General features: G+C 45.1%; 15 protein-coding genes and 1 pseudogene. 6 read left to right on the top strand and 10 right to left on the bottom strand.

Features of this window, described 5'->3' with window-relative positions:
- Window positions 1-5: 5 nt before the first annotated feature.
- Genes H8796_RS07595 through H8796_RS07605 form a run of 3 tightly spaced genes read right to left on the bottom strand, consistent with a single transcriptional unit; the run spans window position 6 to window position 1,731 of the window.
- A complete protein-coding gene (locus tag H8796_RS07595; protein WP_004291505.1) occupies window positions 6-359 on the bottom strand; it encodes a DUF3408 domain-containing protein in 354 nt (117 codons plus the stop codon).
- Window positions 360-361: 2 nt separating this feature from the next.
- Entirely contained in the window at window positions 362-802 is a 441-nt protein-coding gene (locus tag H8796_RS07600; protein ID WP_004291503.1) for a DUF3408 domain-containing protein, read from the bottom strand.
- A gap of 2 nt (window positions 803-804) precedes the next feature.
- Window positions 805-1,731 (bottom strand): ParA family protein, encoded by a 927-nt coding sequence (locus H8796_RS07605; protein WP_005783105.1) that lies wholly within the window; start codon window positions 1,729-1,731, stop codon window positions 805-807.
- 107 nt (window positions 1,732-1,838) lie between these two features.
- On the opposite strand from H8796_RS07605, the gene H8796_RS07610 reads away from it, so the two are divergent.
- The 6 genes and pseudogenes from H8796_RS07610 (at window position 1,839) to H8796_RS07635 (ending at window position 8,395) form a co-directional block, all read left to right on the top strand.
- Complete coding sequence (locus tag H8796_RS07610; protein ID WP_004313591.1) at window positions 1,839-2,006, top strand: hypothetical protein; 168 nt, start codon at window positions 1,839-1,841, stop codon at window positions 2,004-2,006.
- A 269-nt stretch (window positions 2,007-2,275) separates the two neighbouring features.
- Window positions 2,276-2,704 carry a conjugal transfer protein MobA gene (gene mobA, locus H8796_RS07615; RefSeq protein ID WP_004291488.1) on the top strand — a complete coding sequence of 143 codons (429 nt, stop codon included), beginning with the start codon at window positions 2,276-2,278 and terminating at the stop codon, window positions 2,702-2,704.
- Window positions 2,683-3,930 carry a conjugal transfer protein MobB gene (gene mobB, locus H8796_RS07620; protein WP_004291483.1) on the top strand — a complete coding sequence of 416 codons (1,248 nt, stop codon included), beginning with the start codon at window positions 2,683-2,685 and terminating at the stop codon, window positions 3,928-3,930. Before mobA ends, mobB begins: the two co-directional genes overlap by 22 nt.
- 30 nt (window positions 3,931-3,960) lie before the next feature.
- A pseudogene (locus H8796_RS07625) lies at window positions 3,961-4,884 on the top strand (YWFCY domain-containing protein); the annotation flags it as partial.
- A 639-nt stretch (window positions 4,885-5,523) separates the two neighbouring features.
- A complete protein-coding gene (gene ltrA / locus H8796_RS07630; protein ID WP_004308488.1) occupies window positions 5,524-7,176 on the top strand; it encodes a group II intron reverse transcriptase/maturase in 1,653 nt (550 codons plus the stop codon).
- A 4-nt stretch (window positions 7,177-7,180) separates the two neighbouring features.
- A complete protein-coding gene (locus H8796_RS07635; protein ID WP_007564028.1) occupies window positions 7,181-8,395 on the top strand; it encodes a TraM recognition domain-containing protein in 1,215 nt (404 codons plus the stop codon).
- A 131-nt stretch (window positions 8,396-8,526) separates the two neighbouring features.
- Here the strand turns inward: H8796_RS07635 and H8796_RS07640 are convergent, their stop codons facing one another.
- From H8796_RS07640 to tet(Q), 7 genes are all read right to left on the bottom strand, one after another.
- Window positions 8,527-11,781, bottom strand: coding sequence for a P-loop NTPase fold protein (locus H8796_RS07640; RefSeq protein ID WP_004291481.1), 3,255 nt, complete (start codon window positions 11,779-11,781; stop codon window positions 8,527-8,529).
- 16 nt (window positions 11,782-11,797) lie between these two features.
- Window positions 11,798-12,928, bottom strand: coding sequence for an ATP-binding protein (locus H8796_RS07645; protein WP_004291480.1), 1,131 nt, complete (start codon window positions 12,926-12,928; stop codon window positions 11,798-11,800).
- Window positions 12,929-13,229: 301 nt separating this feature from the next.
- On the bottom strand, window positions 13,230-13,835 hold the full coding sequence (locus tag H8796_RS07650) for an RteC domain-containing protein (RefSeq protein WP_004304269.1): 606 nt from the start codon (window positions 13,833-13,835) through the stop codon (window positions 13,230-13,232).
- A gap of 238 nt (window positions 13,836-14,073) precedes the next feature.
- The gene (locus H8796_RS07655; protein ID WP_004291474.1) at window positions 14,074-14,496 is read right to left on the bottom strand and encodes a dihydrofolate reductase family protein; all 423 of its coding nucleotides are present in this window, start codon (window positions 14,494-14,496) and stop codon (window positions 14,074-14,076) included.
- 279 nt (window positions 14,497-14,775) lie between these two features.
- Window positions 14,776-16,098, bottom strand: coding sequence for a sigma-54 dependent transcriptional regulator (locus H8796_RS07660; RefSeq protein WP_004291471.1), 1,323 nt, complete (start codon window positions 16,096-16,098; stop codon window positions 14,776-14,778).
- Window positions 16,091-18,409, bottom strand: a complete 2,319-nt coding sequence (locus H8796_RS07665; protein ID WP_004291467.1) for an ATP-binding protein — start codon at window positions 18,407-18,409, stop codon at window positions 16,091-16,093. Before H8796_RS07665 ends, H8796_RS07660 begins: the two co-directional genes overlap by 8 nt.
- A complete protein-coding gene (gene tet(Q), locus H8796_RS07670; RefSeq protein WP_004291466.1) occupies window positions 18,409-20,334 on the bottom strand; it encodes a tetracycline resistance ribosomal protection protein Tet(Q) in 1,926 nt (641 codons plus the stop codon). The genes H8796_RS07665 and tet(Q) overlap by 1 nt, the downstream gene beginning before the upstream one ends.
- Between the last annotated feature and the right edge of the window lie 283 nt (window positions 20,335-20,617).

The raw sequence follows: 20,617 nt of genomic DNA on the forward strand, positions 1-20,617 counted from the left end.
TTTGGTTAGAATACTGAATTGTAATTTCGGGCATAAAGGCTCTTTATCGCATCTTCGCACTGGTTGAAGTGGTGCGTCAGCACATGGTCGATGTAAGCGGACAGCGTAAGCCGGTCATGCCCGATTACACGGGTGATACGCATGATACGCTCGTGGTACTCCGGGCGCACATACGCCATCTTCCCCTCACGTGCCTTTACTTCCGGGTCGCGGATGAACAGGCGTTCATAGTCCTTCTCACTGCATTTGCCGCTTACCGGGACAGGCGACAGTATTTCCACACTCGCCTGCACTTGGGTAAACATACCTCCGCAGTCTTGCTGTGGTCTTTTTTCATTCGGTGTCATTTCTTTTTCCATTTTCAAATCAGATCTTCACGTTGTTTCTTGTACAGTTCGTTGATTCTCTCCTTGTGCTGTTCCAGATGCTGGCGCAGCACGGTATCCACATATCCGCCTACTGAGATTTCCCCTCCGGCGATGTCGTTCACGATTCTGAGGATCTTGCCGTGGACGTCACGGCTGATATAGACACATTGGCGGGTCTTTATCTCGTTGCGGCGCAGGAATAGCTCGTTGTAGTCCTCGTCCTGCCTTTTCCGGCGTCCACTTTCCCTCTGCGCTTTTTCCCGTGTTACGGGTTGCACAGGAGATGGTTCCGGTGCGGCGGTGTCCTCTTCGGTCGGTGCAGCTGCGGGTACTTCCTGTGCGGGGCGCAGTGTCCCGTCCTGTGTGCGCCGCCCGATGGAGGCTAACAGCAGTTCCTCGTCGATGCCTTCCGTGTTCACTTTCCTGCTGCCCATGCTCACTGCGGTCTGATGATGTCGCTTATCTCTTCGGAAAACTCCCGGATGCCACTCCCTTTCAGCAGTGCCGTGTCCATCGGGAAGATGGTGGAGCGGAAAACGCTCTTGCGCTCTTCCGAAAGGTCACGGCGGAACTTCTTGCTGTCGGGCAAGCGGGTGGAAAGTACCGGAAAGCCCATTTCGGCTATCACTTCCTCGTAGATGCCGTACAAGTCGTTCCTCTCCCTGCCGTCCACCATCGTCCAGAACAGATGCAGCCCCTTTGTTTTCGCCTGTCCGGTAGTCATCAGCCTGTCGCGGAACATCGTGACGAATTTCAGGGTACTCTCCACGACAAAGCGGTCGGCACTCAGCGGAGTGAAAATGTAGTCCATCTGCGAGAGCGTCTTTATCACGCCGTTGCTTCGGAGTGTGCCGGGCATGTCGAAGAACACCACGTCGGGTTTCACGTCCTCAGTGGCAATCATCCTCTCGGCATCGTCGAGGGCGTTCACCGCATTGCTTTTGACGATGGTGTAGGCGTTCTTTTTGATCCGGCGGAAATGGTCGCAAGCGAGAGCCTTGAAGTAGGTGCTGCTGTCGATAAGCCCCATTTCGTGTTCGCGCAGCCCGTGGATGCTGTGCTGCGGGTCGTCGCAGTCCACGACGGCGACATTGTAGCCTTTCACGTTGTGCAGGTAGCTGGCGGCAAGTGCCGTGACAGTGGATTTGCCGATGCCACCTTTCTGTGTTGCGAATGCAACGAAGATTTCCTTACTCATAGTTCCATTTATTTTAATTGTTGATGATTTGTTTTTCTGTTTCCATACGGATTTGGCTGTCGCACCATCCGCTTCCGTGACTACACACGCAGGCGGGTCGTCGCGTATCCGGTTCTGTGGTGAAGCGGTGCGTCGGACAAATGGTGATTGACGACATTGCGTCATGAAGTCATTGAATCCATACGTCACCGAATTGTCGGAGAACCGGGTTTCCGACGGTTAGGGTATCCGTTTCGGCAAGTATCCGAAGAAGCGGATTTCCGGGTATTTGAATGTTCCGTTTATCATATCTTCAAATCGTTCGTTTCTTGAATCATGCTGCAAATAAACAAGTATATTTTGGAACCTGTATCACTTCTCCGGCAAGTGGCGGCACGTTGCGCCGGTTGGCAGTCATTGACCGGGTCAAGCATCTGTCCGATACCGCTTTAAGGGCGTAACTTTGCACCCGGACAGCAGGGTTCGCCGATGACGCGCGGCCCGGAGTCCTGAAAGGTATTTTCCCAATCCGTCCCCTGACGGATTTTTATGTTCACCTGAACATAGCAAGATGTCTTTTCAGCCGCTCAAAATATTTTGAGCAGCCACGAAAAGCACTTGCCCTTGCAGGGGGCGGGCTTTCCCTCCGAAGTCGGGAAGCCTTTCAGAACTGCGGTGCTGTAATCCGAAGCGGCGGCTTATGCCGTCAATCCGCTAAATCCAAAGTAATATGAAAGAGAAAAGGAAAAGCAAATCAGGGAGAAATCCCAAACTTGATCCGGCGGTGTACCGGTACACCGTCCGTTTCAACGAGGAGGAACACAACCGTTTCCTCGCCATGTTCGGAAAATCGGGTGTCTATGCACGGTCTGTTTTCCTCAAAGCGCACTTCTTCGGGCAACCGTTCAAGGTGCTGAAGGTGGACAAGACGTTGGTGGACTATTACACCAAACTGTCGGATTTTCATGCACAATTCCGTGCCGTGGGTACGAATTACAACCAAGTCGTGAAGGAACTGAGGCTGCATTTTTCAGAGAAAAAGGCGATGGCGTTGCTCTACAAATTAGAGCAACACACCGTCGAACTCGTGAAACTGAGCCGCCGGATTGTGGAACTTTCAAGGGAAATGGAGGCAAAATGGTCGCAAAAATCAGTGTAGGAAGTTCGTTGTACGGCGCGATTGCCTACAACGGGGAGAAGATTAACGAGGCGCAGGGGCGGCTTCTCACCACCAACCGCATCTACAATGACGGTTCGGGAACGGTGGACATAGGCAAGGCGATGGAGGGTTTTCTCACCTTCCTGCCACCGCAGATGAAGATCGAGAAGCCGGTGGTGCATATCTCTCTCAACCCGCACCCGGAGGATGTGCTGACCGATATTGAGTTGCAGAATATCGCCCGCGAGTATCTGGAAAAACTCGGTTTCGGAAACCAGCCTTATCTTGTATTCAAGCACGAGGACATCGACCGCCACCACCTGCACATCGTGACGGTCAACGTGGACGAGAACGGGAAAAGGCTCAACCGGGATTTTCTCTACCGCCGCAGCGACCGTATCCGCAGGGAACTGGAACAGAAGTACGGATTGCATCCGGCAGAACGTAAAAATCAGAGATTGGATAATCCGTTGCGCAAGGTGGCCGCATCGGCAGGTGATGTGAAGAAGCAGGTAGGCAACACCGTGAAGGCTCTGAATGGGCAGTACCGTTTCCAGACGATGGGCGAATACCGTGCGCTCCTTTCCTTATATAATATGACGGTGGAGGAAGCGAGGGGCAACGTGCGCGGACGGGAGTATCACGGGCTGGTCTATTCCGTCACGGACGACAAGGGTAACAAGGTGGGCAACCCGTTCAAATCCTCGCTTTTCGGGAAGTCCGCAGGCTATGAAGCCGTACAGAAGAAGTTTGTCCGTTCCAAATCGGAAATCAAGGATAGGAAACTGGCAGACATGACGAAACGCACCGTCCTTTCCGTGCTGCAAGGCACTTATGACAAGGACAAATTTGTATCCCAACTCAAAGAGAAGGGCATCGACACCGTACTGCGCTACACAGAGGAAGGGCGCATCTATGGGGCTACCTTCATCGACCACCGCACGGGATGCGTGCTGAACGGTTCGCGCATGGGTAAGGAGCTTTCGGCGAATGCCTTGCAGGAACACTTCACCCTGCCATACGCCGGACAACCGCCGATACCGCTATCCATCCCTGTGGATGCTGCGGACAAGGCACACGGGCAGACCGCCTACGACAGTGAAGATATATCGGGCGGTATGGGCTTGCTCACTCCCGAAGGTCCGGCGGTAGATGCCGAGGAAGAGGCTTTCATCCGGGCGATGAAGCGCAAAAAGAAGAAAAAACGCAAGGGCTTGGGTATGTAATCAGAGTATCAACAATTAAAAAATCAATGTATGTCACAACAAGAAGACGATTTGAGGGCATTGGCGAAAATCATGGATTTTCTGCGTGCCGTGAGTATCATTTTAGTGGTCATGAACGTGTACTGGTTCTGCTACGAAGCCATCCGGCTGTGGGGCGTGAACATCGGCGTGGTGGACAAAATCCTTCTGAACTTCGACCGCACGGCGGGGCTGTTCCATTCCATTCTCTACACGAAGCTGTTTTCCGTCCTTTTGCTTGCCTTGTCCTGTCTGGGTACGAAGGGTGTCAAGGGTGAGAAAATCACTTGGGGGAGAATCTGGACAGCATTTGCCGTCGGGTTCGTGCTGTTTTTCCTGAACTGGTGGTTGCTGCCCCTGCCGCTGCCGCTTGAAGCGGTGACGGGACTGTATGTCCTTACCATTGGAACGGGCTATGTCTGCCTGTTGATGGGTGGTCTGTGGATGAGCCGCCTGTTGAAACACAATTTGATGGAGGATGTTTTCAACAACGAGAACGAGAGTTTCATGCAGGAAACGAGGCTTATCGAAAGCGAGTATTCGGTCAATCTGCCGACACGTTTCTATTACAGGAAACGCTGGAACAACGGTTGGATCAATGTAGTTAATCCCTTCCGTGCGTCCATCGTGTTGGGTACGCCGGGCAGCGGCAAGTCCTATGCCGTGGTAAACAATTTTATCAAGCAACAGATTGAAAAGGGCTTTAGTCAATACATCTACGATTTCAAGTATCCCGACCTATCTACTATTGCCTACAACCATTTGCTGAACCACCCGGACGGCTACAAGGTAAAGCCGAAGTTCTATGTGATCAACTTCGACGACCCGCGACGCTCTCATCGGTGCAATCCCATTCACCCGGATTTTATGGAAGATATTACGGATGCCTATGAGAGTGCCTACACAATAATGCTCAACCTCAATAAAACGTGGGTGTGACCTGTAAAGTCACGTAATTGATTGTTAGACAGTGATATTAATTGCATGATTTAACCCGCTGTTCCGTCAGCGGTAGCCTACTATAAGGTGCATCTCCAGTGATGGGTTGTGCCAAGCTTATAGGACAAAGTACACTTTCCGAAAGGACAAGACTGAACCGTGAGGGAATGTCAAGGACGGTTAGTATCATACCGTTGAGTGGCGAGGCTGGATAGCATGGTTAACGTAAGTGAACTGACTTTAGCCGTCGTAAGGTTTGAAGGAGCGCAAGATACTTTAGCTCTCACCAAAAGGTAAGCAGTCGGATAACCCTTGCCCATGTTGGGGTTACACGGACACAGCACTGCCGGCGGACTTGGCAGAACCTAAACTATCCGTTTGTCAATTACGTGGAACAGGGCAAGCCTGTATCTCTCTCGTAAGAATGCGAGTAAGCGAACCGCAAGGCAAGCCGAATGGGGTGCAGGTATGAGATAACGGAAAAAGCGAATGCCACCCTGTAATGGGGTGGATACGGATTGAATCAACATCACGGGTTGTTATTGGTGACATCATCCGACACGAAAGTGGGCAGACTTCCGTATATGGTAACTCTTTACAAGATAACTTTTAGAACTTTCAAAAGGAGGAAAGCAAATGAACGAAACTAAAACATCGTGTGCGCCTGCTGATAGTAGGAATCTAACTTGGGACGGCATGGACTGGTCCAAGTGTGAAGCCTATGTCCGAAAGCTACAAGCGCGTATTGTAAAGGCTCAAAAGGAAGGCAGACATAACAAGGTGAAAGCCTTGCAGTGGATGCTGACCCACTCTTTTTACGCCAAGGCATTGGCGGTAAAGAGGGTTACTTCCAACAAAGGGAAGAAAACGTCTGGAGTAGATAAACAGCTTTGGGATTCTCCCAAGCGCAAGTACAAAGCAATCGGTGAACTGAAACGTCGTGGTTACAATCCGCAGCCGCTTCGTAGGGTTCACATCAAGAAAAAGAACGGTAAACTCCGACCGTTGGGAATACCGACAATGAAAGACAGGGCGATGCAGGCATTATATCTCATGGCATTGGAACCGATAGCCGAAACGACAGGCGACCGCTTTTCTTATGGTTTCCGCAAGAAACGCAGGACAATGGACGCTATCCGTCAGATTGATACGGTTCTAAACCGCCAGCATTCCCCCGAATGGATTTTGGAGGGAGACATTAAAGGCTGCTTCGACCATATCAGCCACGACTGGCTTCTTAATCATATCCCTATGGATAAGACGATACTCAGAAAATGGCTGAAATGTGGAGCTGTATTCAATGGCAAACTATTTCCGACAGAAGAGGGTACACCACAAGGAGGTATCATATCACCGACACTTGCAAATATAGCACTTGACGGACTTCAACCACTCTTGGCTGAAAGATTCAAAAGATTATGGCGCAACAATAAGACATTCCACTACAAGGTAAACCTTATTCGTTATGCGGATGACTTTATAATCACAGGTCGAGATAAGGAGCTATTGGAAAACGAAGTCAAACCTATCGTGATAGAATTTCTCAAAGAAAGAGGGCTGACCTTATCCGAAGAGAAAACTACCATTACGAACATATACGACGGTTTTGATTTCTTAGGTTTCAATGTGAGGAAGTTTGGCAAAAGGCTATACACATCCCCGTCCAAAGATGCACAGAAACGCTTCAGGGCAAAAATCGGTGACATCGTTAAAGGACATAAAATGTGTAAGCAGGAATCGCTGATACGAATGCTTAATCCTGTAATCACAGGTTGGGGCAACTATTACCGATATGGTGCATCAACCGATGCTTTTCATGGTTGTGACAATCACATTTACAATCTCACGAAGAAATGGGCTTTACGTCGCCATCCAAAGAAACGCAAGTCTTGGGTTGCAGACAAATATTGGCATGAAATTCGGGGGCGTAAATGGACGTTTGCATGGAAATATGAAACCAAGAGCAAGAAAGTGAACTACCTGACCCTTAAAAGGTTGTCGGATATACATTATACCCCGTACAAGCAAATCAAAGGTGAGGCAAACCCTTTCGACCCGGAATACGATGATTATTTCTTTCAGCGAAAGGAGCAACAAATGCTGGAATCTCTCAAGGGACGTAAGTCTCTCTTATATTTATGGAACAAGCAGAACCGGATTTGTCCGTTATGTGGCAAGGAAATAGATTGTACAAAAGCATGGAACGTCAACGAAATATCTGTTGGTGGTTCGATTGTACGGCAACTTGTCCACAACAACTGCTACAAGCGAAATAAACGAAAATGTTGAAAGTATGAGCCGATTTCTAACAACAAATAGAAATATTGAGTTGCTTGAGCCGTATGAGGGGAAACTCTCATGTACGGTTCTTAGGGGAGAAGGGGGCAGCAATGCCCTTGACTTACCCGATGTGCAAAAGCAGGGCGACTTCTTCGTGGAGTCACCTATCATTCTGTTTGCCAGTATTATCTGGTATCTCAAAATCTATCAGAACGGGAAGTTTTGCACGTTTCCCCATGCTATCGAGTTTCTGAACCGCCGTTACGAGGATATATTTCCGATACTGACCTCTTATCCGGAGCTGGAGAACTACCTTTCGCCGTTCATGGATGCGTGGCTTGGAGGGGCTGCGGAGCAGCTCATGGGTCAGATAGCGTCGGCAAAAATCCCGCTTTCGAGGATGATTTCACCGCAGCTCTACTGGGTGATGTCAGACAGCGAGTTTACGCTGGACATCAACAATCCCGAAGAGCCGAAAATCCTCTGCGTGGGTAACAATCCCGACCGTCAGAATATCTACGGTGCGGCACTCGGTCTGTATAATTCCCGTATCGTGAAGCTCATCAACAAGAAGGGGATGCTGAAGTCATCGGTCATCATCGACGAGTTGCCCACAATATACTTCAAAGGGTTGGACAATCTTATAGCTACCGCCCGAAGCAACAAGGTTGCCGTGTGTCTGGGCTTTCAGGATTTCAGCCAGTTAGTGCGTGACTACGGGGACAAAGAGGCGAAAGTGGTGATGAACACTGTCGGCAATATTTTCTCCGGTCAGGTGGTGGGGGAAACAGCCAAGACGCTCTCCGAGCGGTTCGGTAAGGTGTTGCAGAAACGGCAGTCCATCTCCATCAACCGGCAGGATGTTTCCACCTCCATCAACACGCAGATGGACGCGCTCATTCCACCGAGTAAGATTTCCGGGCTTACGCAGGGAATGTTTGTCGGTTCTGTATCCGACAACTTCAACGAGCGTATCGAGCAGAAGATTTTTCATTGCGAGATTGTGGTGGATGCCGAAAAGGTGAAACGGGAAGAAAGTGCCTACAAGAAAATTCCCGTCATTACAAACTTCACGGACGAGGACGGCAACGACCGCATGAAGGAAACGGTGCAGGCGAACTACCGGCGCATCAAGGAAGAGGTGAAGCAGATTGTGCAGGAGGAACTGGAGCGTATCAAAAACGATCCGGTGCTGTGTAAACTGCTACCAGATAATGAGACTGTCTAACAAGTCCCCAAAATTGAAAATTATCCCTATCGAAGTTTGAAGTGACCCCCAAAAGTTGGATACAATTTTTTTGGGGGGCACTTCAGTTCTGACGGGTAAAATCGTAAAATTCGGACTTGTTAGACAAATACTTACGCGGTTTCAACCTCAGGTACTGAATCTATCGAATTGACAAATTTAACCAATTGCGGATCTGAATCTTTTTGTATGAGGTTTCGGAGACTCTTTTTCAATTCATAAGCATCATCCCCTGCTGTATTTATTAAATCCATATAAAAATCTTTGTTTTGCAGAATCAATGAACGGCATGCCCCATCGGAAATTACAGGTTTCACTATTTTATCAATAACGTCTCCAGCTTGACTTTTCAAATTACCATGCGATCTAAGCCATGTTTCGAAAAATTGAAACTTTATTGCATTGATAGTCTTTTTACCGATGCAGAAATCATTTCTTATATCGGTAACTGTCGATTTAATTTTTCGTTTATCCAATCTTTCAACTATATTCTTGAAACAATTAGGGAAAGGATTCAAACTTTGAGTTCCAGAAGCAATATCCATCAGAATCTTTTTGCCAAATTCAGTCAAGTTATCTGGCAAGGATTTGATTTTAGCCAGTAAATGTTTTATTGCGACAAACCAATAATATGATGTATGTGCTGTTCTTTGGGCGTATAATGTATCAACACTTATTTCAGACAACGCTTCGAACGCTATTTTATTGATATGATCGGTCAGGACATTGCTTATTTTAGTGGTCAAATCGTAAAAAGATGCGTCAGGAATTACATCTTTAATATTGTTCTTAGTGATATACTTATCCAAATCGGTATTCCACTCTGCTAAATGCTCGATAAATACCTCATCCGTTACACCTATTCTGTTCTTAATATCTTCAAATTGGGGCAATATGTCTGAGAGCAATAATTTATAGCCAAGTTTATGATTTACCATGTATTGTAGTGTTTCATTTAATAGCGGTATATTCCATCCCACACTATTTACTAATAAGTCTCCATGATCCACATAATAGTCCATGAGTTCTGCAACATATTTTATATCTCCACCCTCTATTAAGGAAACGGAATGACCATGTGCCAATTGCATGGCGACTAAATCGTAATATCCAGACTCTTTAATGTTTCGGCCATCAGTTTCTAATTCAGAATGCAACTGATTTATGTAGGTTGAATCTAACGTTACAGGTAAAGGTCTTTCTTCGTCAGATGCCAATAAACGATAGGTTGTAAATATAGCCCCTATATTATCTTTATTTACATTCTGTTCATCAATGCAATTCGTGATCGCTTGCAAAAGCGTTGGAAACGTATAGGTAGAATTATCTTTTAACGTTTTTACAATATCTGCATGGTCGAAATTATCGGGTAGTAAGTTTGCCAAATAATTATCGAGCGCCTCCGAATTTGTTGCTACTTGATAATATTTATATGCTTTAGTTGTCGCGTTATCCCGATAGGCAGCATCTGTTGCATTTGCAGCTTGAATATAATCGATAAATGTATTTGGCTTGACTGTTTTTGCTTCAATCAATGACGTAAAATCGCACGCCAACTTATTTTGCGCAATAAACCTGTCTATTGCATCTAACGTTTTGAAATAGTCGCCGCCATTGAAGTCATTGAACCGAACTATCTTCTTATATAATTGAGCAATCACATGGTTTTGGCTTTCCGTGTCTAAATGCAACAGCAGTTCTTGGTATTCGACAGGGAACACCTGCTTCTCTATGGATTCTTTTAATTTCAATTGTGCTATTCTTTGCCATACACGCAGAATAACATCGCTCTTTCGAGTTAATTTATGCAAACAATGTATAATCTTATCGATAAGCGCATTGTCCATACATTGTATAACTTCTTCTAATACAGTGTCAAATTGTTTATTAGTCTCTGCATATTGATTTATGTCGTGGTCTTCTTCTCCGTTGATGCAGCCTTCAATATATTTTTTCAATGGAATTTGTCGAGCATCTTCAACATCGACACCATATACCAAAGCTGCAATTTCGCGTTGTGTTTGCAGATCATTGTTAATTATTGTTTGAATGCCATTCAGATAGTCGCCGGACAATATTTGTTCTACTGGATTTGCCAGAATATCCGTCTTCTTCAAACAGAACAATGCTATGTTTATCATCAAAATTTCGTTACACCACTCTTGTTTAAGAGCGACCATCTCATTGATATATGATATAATTTCCCTAACATTGGCATTAGGATTTACCAATCTGAATATCCGATTTATAGTTTCTTTCGCTTCATTTTCTGTTTCTCCAAATGCTTCAACAAACAGTTTGTTGAATATACTTCGATAGTCGGTAATAACAGGAGGAGCAACACGATAAACAATAGGGAAAGTTTTATTGATAAAATACTTGGTCAGTTGTTTCGTTTGTTCGTCGGTCTCATCTCCGAATGCACAAGCTAAATGTGTTTCATCGAAAGGAATAACAGCCCAAACATTTTCAAAACCGCTATCGGCGAAGAACGTATGGATAGAAGACCATAATTCTTTTACTTTTTCAGCGGGGAGACGATCCATGTTGTCAAAAACAAGGACTAATTTACGTTGTCCTTTTTCCTTGATAAAATCAGAAATGTCTTGCATCCATGTTTTGAACTCGTAAACCGTTGGTTCGTCTTCGCTCAAAGTCTCATAGCAAACGTCCTTTTCGACTTTATCTTGATAAATAGCTAACATATAACTCCATCCATATTTATGATCTTTGCTATATGCCCATTTCCAAACGCACAATGCAATAAGAACTGGCAGTGCAGCTATGATAATAGACAATAAAGAAAACCACCATGTTGTGGGTGTAGGTTTTACTGCATACGCAATAAATGTAAATATCGGAGTTAAAACTGCAACCAAAAATGCCGCAACCATACCATTACTGATAAGGGGATATTTTTCGGTTACGGTCTCCGTTTTACGGGCTAATAAATATTTCAGCTTTTCAGACCATGATACGGTTTTCGTACCTCCACCTTTGACTTTTATTGTTGCATTTCCAGATAGGATACCATCATCAATAAGTTTGCTTGTAAGCAATTCCAATATAGAGCGGCGTTGCAAGTCCTCTTGATGTCCCCATGCGTCATACTCAAAAAAGTAATAGTCGTCTGATAATTCACGTTCCAACATTTTAACCACGTTGGATTTTCCAGATCCCCAAATACCTTCGATGCCGATAATTCGAGGTAAAGTACATTCCTCATCCAATGAATCATTCTGACAAAAATGGCGAGCAATAGTTTTTGCCAACCTTTCTTGCGAACCTCCATCGAATTTGTCAATACCACACGGTTTATTTTGGATAAACCGCGGATATTGCTGTTTGGATTGTAGTTTTGTTTCCATATACGTAATTTATTGATTATACGAACTCCAAATAATTCTCCCGATTTACCACATGAAACTCGGCATAGGGATAGGCTTCTTGGAAGGCTTTCGGTGCGGCCGGCATTTTATTTCCCCACTTGAACTCCAAGGCGGTAAGACTGTCGGCACTCTCCTCAATCAGGTCGATTTCCTGTTTGTCGTAGGTGCGCCAGAAATAGAACTCCCTGTGCAGTCCCTCATTGAAGTTCGCTTTGCGCCGCTCTCCGATGATGTAGTTCTCCCACAGCGCACCGACATCCTGCCGAATGGCCAGCGGTGAGAAAGCCCCGATAATGGCATTGCGAATGCCGTTGTCGTAGAAGTACCACTTGCCAGCTTTTGTAACCTCCTTGCGTAGGTTACGCGAATAAGCCCCCAGACGATAGATAACGAAGACCTTTTCCAATAGGTCGAGGTATTTTTCAACGGTCGTCTTGCTCATGCCGAGTTGTTTACCTAACTCTTCGTAAGAAACTTCGCTGCCCAACTGAAAAGCTATCAATCGCAGTAGATCGCGCATCTTGCTCGAATTTTTTAAGCCGTCAATTGCTAAGATATCTTTAAGCAGGTATGCACCGACAATATCACGTAGGTAGTCTGTTTTACGTTCATAGTTCTCCATCATTACTACTTCGGGATAGGAACCGTAAATCAAGCGCGCTTCGAGGTTCTGGCGGGTTTCAAGTGCCGTTTCCGTCTGTGCGATTTCCCGTTGCGAGAATGGTGTAAGGAGAAATTGCGTACTGCGGCCGACCAACGGTTCACCAGTCTTATTCAGCAAATCGAATGACGAAGAACCACTTGCCAAGACACTTATTCCCGGTATTTCATCAACTATCAACTTCAGAATACTACCGATTTGTGGTATGTTCTGTGCCTCATCAATAGCCAGCAAATCAATACCATCCAATAAATGCCGATAATTGGCTATTGAGCGATTCTCCAATAGTGCTAATGTGTCGTAGTCTTCGCCGTTGAGCATCATCGTCCTACCTGAATAGTTGTCCACAATTTTACGCATCATTACCGTTTTACCAACACGGCGAGCACCAAAAATCAGTACTGCTTTATTGGGCGCGATTCGTGCTGTAATCTTCTCTTGAAGTATTCTATTTACTGTTTCCATACCTTATAAAATATAATGCAAAGATAATCATATTTTTTTAATTGGCGAATTTTACAAAAAAAACGGGCTATTAAATGGCGATTTTTACAACCACAATCTTATGGAAGTTGTTTCATTGTTTTTAGTAATGATATATGTTCATACTATGATGACTCAATAATTTACCAGACATACGTTTCTGAAATTTGTCCTTATAGGAATGAAAAACTCACATATATTGTGCTAATTAATATATAATTAAATGAAAATAAAAAGACAGGATACGAGTATTCCTGTCTTCTCATATGTAATGGATATTTTTTTATTTTCTCATCCGCTCCAACTCCTCATCACGCAACATTCTCTCGTTCAGTTTTTCCTGCATCCTGTCAATGAAATAGGTGCGGCTTTCGTTCTTCCGGCGTTTGATATCAGTGTAGAAGCGGTAGCAGTCTTTAGAATCAACCCCGAATATCTTATAGAGAAGTGGGGCGAGCTGTTTGAGCGGCATATTGCCGTTGTTGATGCAGCCCATCACGTCTATGCCGTAGATAAGTTCCACGAGGTCGATGGCATTGCCCGTCCATTGAAGAAGGCTGGCGGTGGTTTCTGTTGCGTTGTTGGCGGATATTAGTGGTGGCACTTGGGGCGTGGCAAGGAATTTCTGCATCTTTCTTACGAAAGACAGAGCCTTGCTGACGTAGGCGGCAATCTCTCTTTTTTCTTCTGACAGATTACGTACGGGATGGTGCTGCAACTCGATTTCGATGTAGGCAAGCGCGATGACGGTAAGGTTCATGTCCATGCCGCCGTTGCACAGTTCGATCACTTGGGTGGCGAAAGCCGTGTATGCCGTTTCCATATTGCAGTCGCCGGCTTCGTTTATCAGGCGGAAAAAGTCGGTTTCCGCCAGCAAGAAATAATTCATGGTTCTGTCAATTTTGAAAATTACACTTTGTTTTCTGCGTGCGCACATGAATATAATTGGCAAAAAACGCGGCAGAAAATAAAAAATCCAACACTCAATTTTACAAAGTGCTGGATTTCAGAGGTATAAAATTCAGTATTTTTTCACAAGGACAAATTATCTCCGACTTAAATTGTTTGTAATCGGAACATTTATTCTATTCCTGAAAATAGAAATGTATGCTTGCCGCACATTTTGGCTATCTTGCTTTTTTATCAAGGATATAGATAATGCGACATACACCGTTGGGATAGCTTTTCAAAGAGGAAAGCGTCCAGTGTTGCTCTGGCAGAGCCGACTTAAAAAAATGTCGTCCGCTTCCGGATATGAAAGGAACGGTGTATAGTATGATTTCATCCACAGCGTGCATCCGCAGCAGTCCGTTTATATAGTCTGCCGTGTCCGGTGTGGCTTCCGCGAGGTAACGGATGTTTGTGCAGTCTTTTCTCCATTCGTGCAGCATTGAAATGGAATAGTCCGGTGTCACACGGTAAAAGGCTTTCTTCCTGATTTCATCAAGACCGCAACGGTCAAGGCACAAATCCTGATGTGCTTTATCATATAACTCTGAAGAAAGACATCCGTCCATCGTCAGTACGGCGAGAATCTGAACTTTACCCATAATCGTTTCCTTTCGTTAGGCAAGGGTAAAAAAGTAGCGTGCAATTCACACTACCTTCAAGCGATGGCTCTGGTAAAGCCTTTACGGAGAGTACGTGAATGCACGCTATGCGTAAGCATAGCATAAGCATCACGCAATCGTCTCCGTAGTTCCAATTTACCAGATTTTCGCTTGAAACGCCTTGCGGTCTTATCCTATATGTTGGCGGCGAAAAGCTCCTGCCAATCGCCGTTTTTCTCAAATGTTATGCAAAGATAGCCAAATTCAGTGAATTACGGGCTATGATTGCTTGAATTTATATTTAAGTCCATACTCTTCAAGTTTGCTGTATAGTGTTGTCCTGCCTATGCCGAGCAGTTCTGCGGCGACACTCCGGTTGCCGTTTGCCTGTTTCAACGCACGCAATATCCGCTCCTTATCCTCCGCGTCATTGCGCAAGGCGAAGCTGACAGTAGAGGTCGGTTTCGTCACGGCAAGTTCCAGATGCTCTTTCATGACAACACCTTCCTGCGCCTGCAATACAGCACCCATAACTTTCTGCCGAAGTTCCCGCACGTTGCCCGGCCATGCGTGTGTCAGCAACGCTTTACGTGCTTCGGAACTGAACCCGCTCACGCTACACTCCAGCTCTCTGTTTGCCATATCACGGAAGAACTCTGCCAGCGGCATAATGTCTTCTTGACAGTCACGCAACGGAGGAACGGTTATCCCGAAGTCGTGCAGGCGGTACAGAAGATCCTGCCGAAAACGCTTTTCATTCACCGATACCTCCAAATCTTCATTGGTAGCAGCGATGATGCGGACATTGAAATTCCGGTCTGCCTTGTCTCCGACCGGGCGATACCGCCTCTCCTGTATGGCACGGAGCAACATCTGTTGGGTTTCCAACGCGAGGTTTCCTACCTCGTCCAGAAACAACGTGCCGCCTTCCGCCTCATGGAAATATCCTTTCTTGGCATTGTCCGCACCTGTAAATGCACCTTTGACGTGTCCGAAGAAAGCCGACGGTGCAAGCTCTTTGGAGAGTGAACCGCAGTCCACCGCCACAAATGGCTTGCCTGCACGTTTGCTCTTGTCATGCAACAGGTGGGCAATATGCTCCTTGCCCGTGCCGTTCTCACCAAATATCATCACGCTCATATCGGTGGCGGCTACCAGCCTTATGCGGTGCATGATTTTCTGAAAGGCGGAACCTTCACGGGCGAATATAGGCATACGGCGTTGTCCTGCCTGACGTTCTTTCAGTATGGAACGGATCAGGGGGACAAGTTTATCCTCCACAAGCTGTTTGGGAATATAGTCTATCGAGCCGAGTTTCATGCTTTCCACGGCGGTATTAACTTCGGCGTAGTCGGTCATAATGATGAAGGGCTGCATCTTTCCCTCCTTTCGCATCCAGCACAAAAGGTCTATGCCACTGCCGTCAGGCAGACGCAGGTCGGCAACCACGATATCATTATCTGTTGCCTGTTGCAGATGTTTCTTCGCGGTTGAGAGGTGGTAAGCCTTCATATTGCGGTAGCCCTCCCGTGACAGCATATTGCAGACATATTCGCAATACACGATGTTGTCTTCCACCACAATTATTTTTGTCTTATTCATCTTCGTATTTTCTCCTTTCCTCTTCTGCCAACCGTATTATTTCCACTCCCTTATCCAGCACGGCAGTCACGGCATGGCTTAACGCTTCACCATCCGGGAGAGCATCGCCACGAAGCAATCCGTAAAGTACATTCAGCGGTTGGTCGGCACGGAGCACCTCCCACGAACTGCGCAGGTGGTGGATCAGGGAATCCAGCTTTTGCAGGTCTTTTTCTTTTGCTGCATCCCGTACCGCCTGCATTTCCTTTTCTGTTTCAGTTATCAACTTTTCCAGCATGACGGCTTCATTGCCATAGGACAATAAGGCGGAAAAGTCCGGTTTCCCGTCCGGTGTCGCTTTTATGGCACACCTGTCGGAAACCTCCATCAGTTCCGATATGGAGAACGGTTTGAACAGGCATCCGGCAAAGCCTTTTGCCAATAGTTCCCCTTTGTTACAACTGCCCGAAGCGGTTGCCACAACCACCGGGATTGTTGGTGAATTGCCCACGTTGGACGAACGCAACAGTTCCAGCAATTCGAAACCGTTTATATCGGGCATATTCAAGTCTGTCAGCAACAGGCTGTATTCTTTCTGGCGTATCATTTCCATCAGTGCCGCAGCATCGGTGCAAGTGTCGCAGTGTATTCCTTCTTGGGAATACATCTCTTTCAGCATCAGAAGTAATACCTCATCATTGTCAATGGCGACAACATCATGGAATTTATTGTTATGATAAACAGGTGTATTGCTTGTATATCCAAGCTGTTCTTCAGCTTCCTGCATAGAAATTTCAACTGTGAAACGACTGCCTTTCCCTTTCTTGCTGTCTAAACGGATTGTTCCGCCAAGCATCGACACAATATTACGCATTATGGCAAGCCCAAGCCCGAAACCCTCCTTTGCGGCGGCATTTGATAGACGTTCAAACGCACCGAACGCTTGTTTCTGTTCCTCTTCTGTCATGCCTGTACCTGTATCTTCAACGACCAGTGTCAGAACTCCATTATCATATTCAGTAATCAAAGAAACACCGCCTTCTTCTGTGAACTTGACAGCGTTTGACAGCAGGTTATTCCCGATTTGTATTATTCGCTCTTTGTCGGTCAATACAATGGCATCGTGTCCAGTCTTCACGGACAAGGACAGCCCTTTGTTCACGGCAACAGGCATGAACTCCGTTTCAAGTGTGTGCGTGATTGCTGAAATCCGGCAGGGTGACAGACGGGGCTGTTCCTTGCCGTTGTCCAGGCGGAAGAAGTCAAGCAAAGTGTTAAGCATATCCCGCATACGGTCGGAGGATTGCAGTATGTTTTGGATATACTGCCCGGACTTATCCTCACACTGTTCTTTCCGTATCAGTCCGGCATAGCCTGTTATTGCTGTCAGCGGTGTGCGCAGTTCATGGGTGATAGTATGTACCGCCTTCTTCCTTGACGTTATCAGTGCCTCGTTCCGTTGTACGGATTGTTCCAGTTGCCTTATCAAATCAGTTGTCTTGTGCTTGTATTGTTTAATGCTTTTTGCATCACGATGTATGATGATGTAGGAAATTAACAACAATAGAAGAACGAATCCCATTAAACCGCCTACTTGCATAAATGACTTTTCACGCATGGCAACTATTTCGTTTTCCCGGCTTTGCAGTTCGGTTTGTACCTTTTCTTCTATTTGGCAAATCAATTCTTGCAGTTGTCTGTTAAGTTCTGCATTACGAGCTGCAAGGCTGTCGGCTTGTTCCGACAATTGGCGATCCTGCACTTTCTGTTCGCTGATTACGTTTCTATTGACCGAATGAAGGATAGTGGTTGATACTGCTGGAGTTACTTCCTTTTTTTTGCCGAATATGCCTAAGAAACCTTTTCGTTTTGGCTTTTTGGACTGTTCCTGCACACTTTTCTGTACAATAACCGGAATTTGATTGGCTATCTTCTTGTTAATAGATTGTTGTTCATCCATTAACCGGACTATCTGGAACATCTGTCGTTCCTTATCCTCTAAAAGACTGCGCACACTATCGATGCGCTCTGCTGGATAGGTGGCCTTGAAACGGCAGAGCATACTGTCCATTGCCATACGCCGTGCATGGTAATGCTCGATATCTTTATCGTTCCATTCCAGTATTGTTTCACCCAATAGAGAAAATTTTATCATTTGAATATTGATATTGTTTATTTCTTTTCGGAGCTCGTCTATTTTTTTATTGCCAAGTTCTAATGCTTCTATCTCCTGCCATTCATAGAGGCTATTATATGCCATACATCCGATAAGAATGGAGATAAGTATATATCCCAACCGTATTGCCTTATAGAAATTTCCTGACCGCTCCATTATTTTAATGACATTGATTTTTGGAACATGAATAAAAGTTTATCTTTTTCGTTCATGCGGATATTATCAGAATAACCGTCTTTTGTTATTTGATACCCACATGGCTTAACCATAAAAATGCCTAAGCCCTTAGTGTACGAACTTACTTCTGAGGCATAGTCTTTACTTGTATTTAATGGAACTTTCCCTTTAATATGACACCACTCATTATTACAACTGATGTCTTCAATCTCAGACATCAGTTTTTGCAAATCTGTAATAGCTTTGGAACTCGCTACTTGGGGTATCTGCAACTCAAAACAGAGCATCGGTTCGAGAATGTCCACACCTGACTGTTGCAAAGCCAGCCTGAAGACATAAGGGGTCAGCTGTCTGAAATCAGCAGGTGTACTTACCGGGCTATAATACTCGGCTTGAGTAAAAGTTACTTTCAGATCTGTCACTTCCCATCCATGTAAACCAGATTGGCAAGACATACGAATCCCTTCAAAAACGGCATTTTGAAAAGAATGGTTCAGATAACCATAGGAGATGTCACTTTCGATTTGCAACCCTGCCCCTAACGGTAAGGGTTCAAGAGTCAGCCCTATTGTGGCCCAGTAAGGGTTGGGTGGTACTTCGATCTGAATAATCTTATTGACCTTTTTTATAGGTCGTTCTTTGTAGATAGTCTTGATCTCATCAAAATGGACCTTTACGGAAAATCGTTCTTCCAGCAATGTCTGTATGATTTCCTTTTGGGTCAAACCATATAACGAGATTTCCAATTCATCACTATATGAGTTTATGGAAAAGGACAAAGACGGGTCTTCAATCCACAATGTATTCAGAGCGGATATCACCTTGCTTCTCTCTTCGGGCTTATTTGGCCGGACGGAGGATTTGAGAGCGGGATGCTGATGAGATAATCCTTGAATCAAACAAGGTTTAGCACCTAAATAATCTCCGATTCGAAAATCTTCTATATCTTCTACAATCGCGATATCATTGGCACCCACTTCATCAACATTTATCTCTCTGCCCTGATAAATAGTCTTTAGATTTTTAATCTTGATGAATTTTTCCGAATCGTTGATTCTTACAACGTCTCGAAGTCTCAGACTTCCGTCAATTATTTTAAGAAAACTTCTTTTATGCCCTTTGGGGTCATGCTCTATCTTATAGAGATAAGCTGAAAGTCTGTTTGAGACTGATGCCGGAGGAAGTATAAAAGAAGAAATGGCGTCCAACAACTCATTGATACCGATATTGAACATTGCTGATCCATGTAGCACCGGATAGACTTTGGCTTTTGCCACAAGAGCGATTATCGTATTCCAATAATCAGCCGGTGAAATTTCGCTATCCGCCAAATATCGTTCTAATATATCGTCGTCATGGTTGCATACAAATTCTTTGTATTCTTCCTTTATATATGTTTGGGAGCAAACCGGATAAACCGATCCATCGACAACAGTTTGCATAAACAGGACATCTTGCGACAGATTTGTTTTTATATCCATATACAAACGCTCCAAATTCACACCGGCACGGTCAATCTTATTGATAAATATAATTGTCGGGATTTGCAGCTTTTGTAAAGTACTGAACAGCAACTTTGTCTGCGCTTGTATGCCTTCCTTTGCGGATAAGATGAGGACTGCTCCATCAAGCATTTTGAATGTCCGCTCCACTTCCGCAATAAAATCCATGTGTCCCGGAGTGTCAATGATATTGCATTTCACTCCATTCCAGATAATAGATGTCGTAGAAGCCCGGACAGTAATTCCTCTACGTTTCTCTATATCCATAGAGTCCGTTATGGTGTCACCATTATCCACACGGCCGCACTTTTCCGTTGCTCCACTGGCAAACAGCAGATTCTCGGTTACGGAAGTTTTTCCTGCATCAATGTGAGCAAGAATTCCTAAATTTATAATATTCATTTGGATTAAGCAATAATATACTACAGTAGATGCATTGTCGAAACGCACCTTTTAATACCTCCTCGTAGCATATGAGAACTACAGGATTACTAACTCGTATTAATATGTATATTATTACTGCCGCATAACGATTACAAAATTACACAAAAAAATATATCTAACAAAAGTGGGAGGATTTTTTAACTTTTTACCATAGACATTTTATTAGGGAAGCGTAGGTTCAACTGGCAAGTACAAATAAGTAGAAATGTTTGAACAACACCGTTTTAGGAAGTTGAAAAAT

Origin of the sequence: Bacteroides sp. M10 (genome assembly GCF_014334015.1) — a bacterium.
Classification (GTDB): Bacteria; Bacteroidota; Bacteroidia; order Bacteroidales; family Bacteroidaceae; genus Bacteroides; species Bacteroides intestinigallinarum.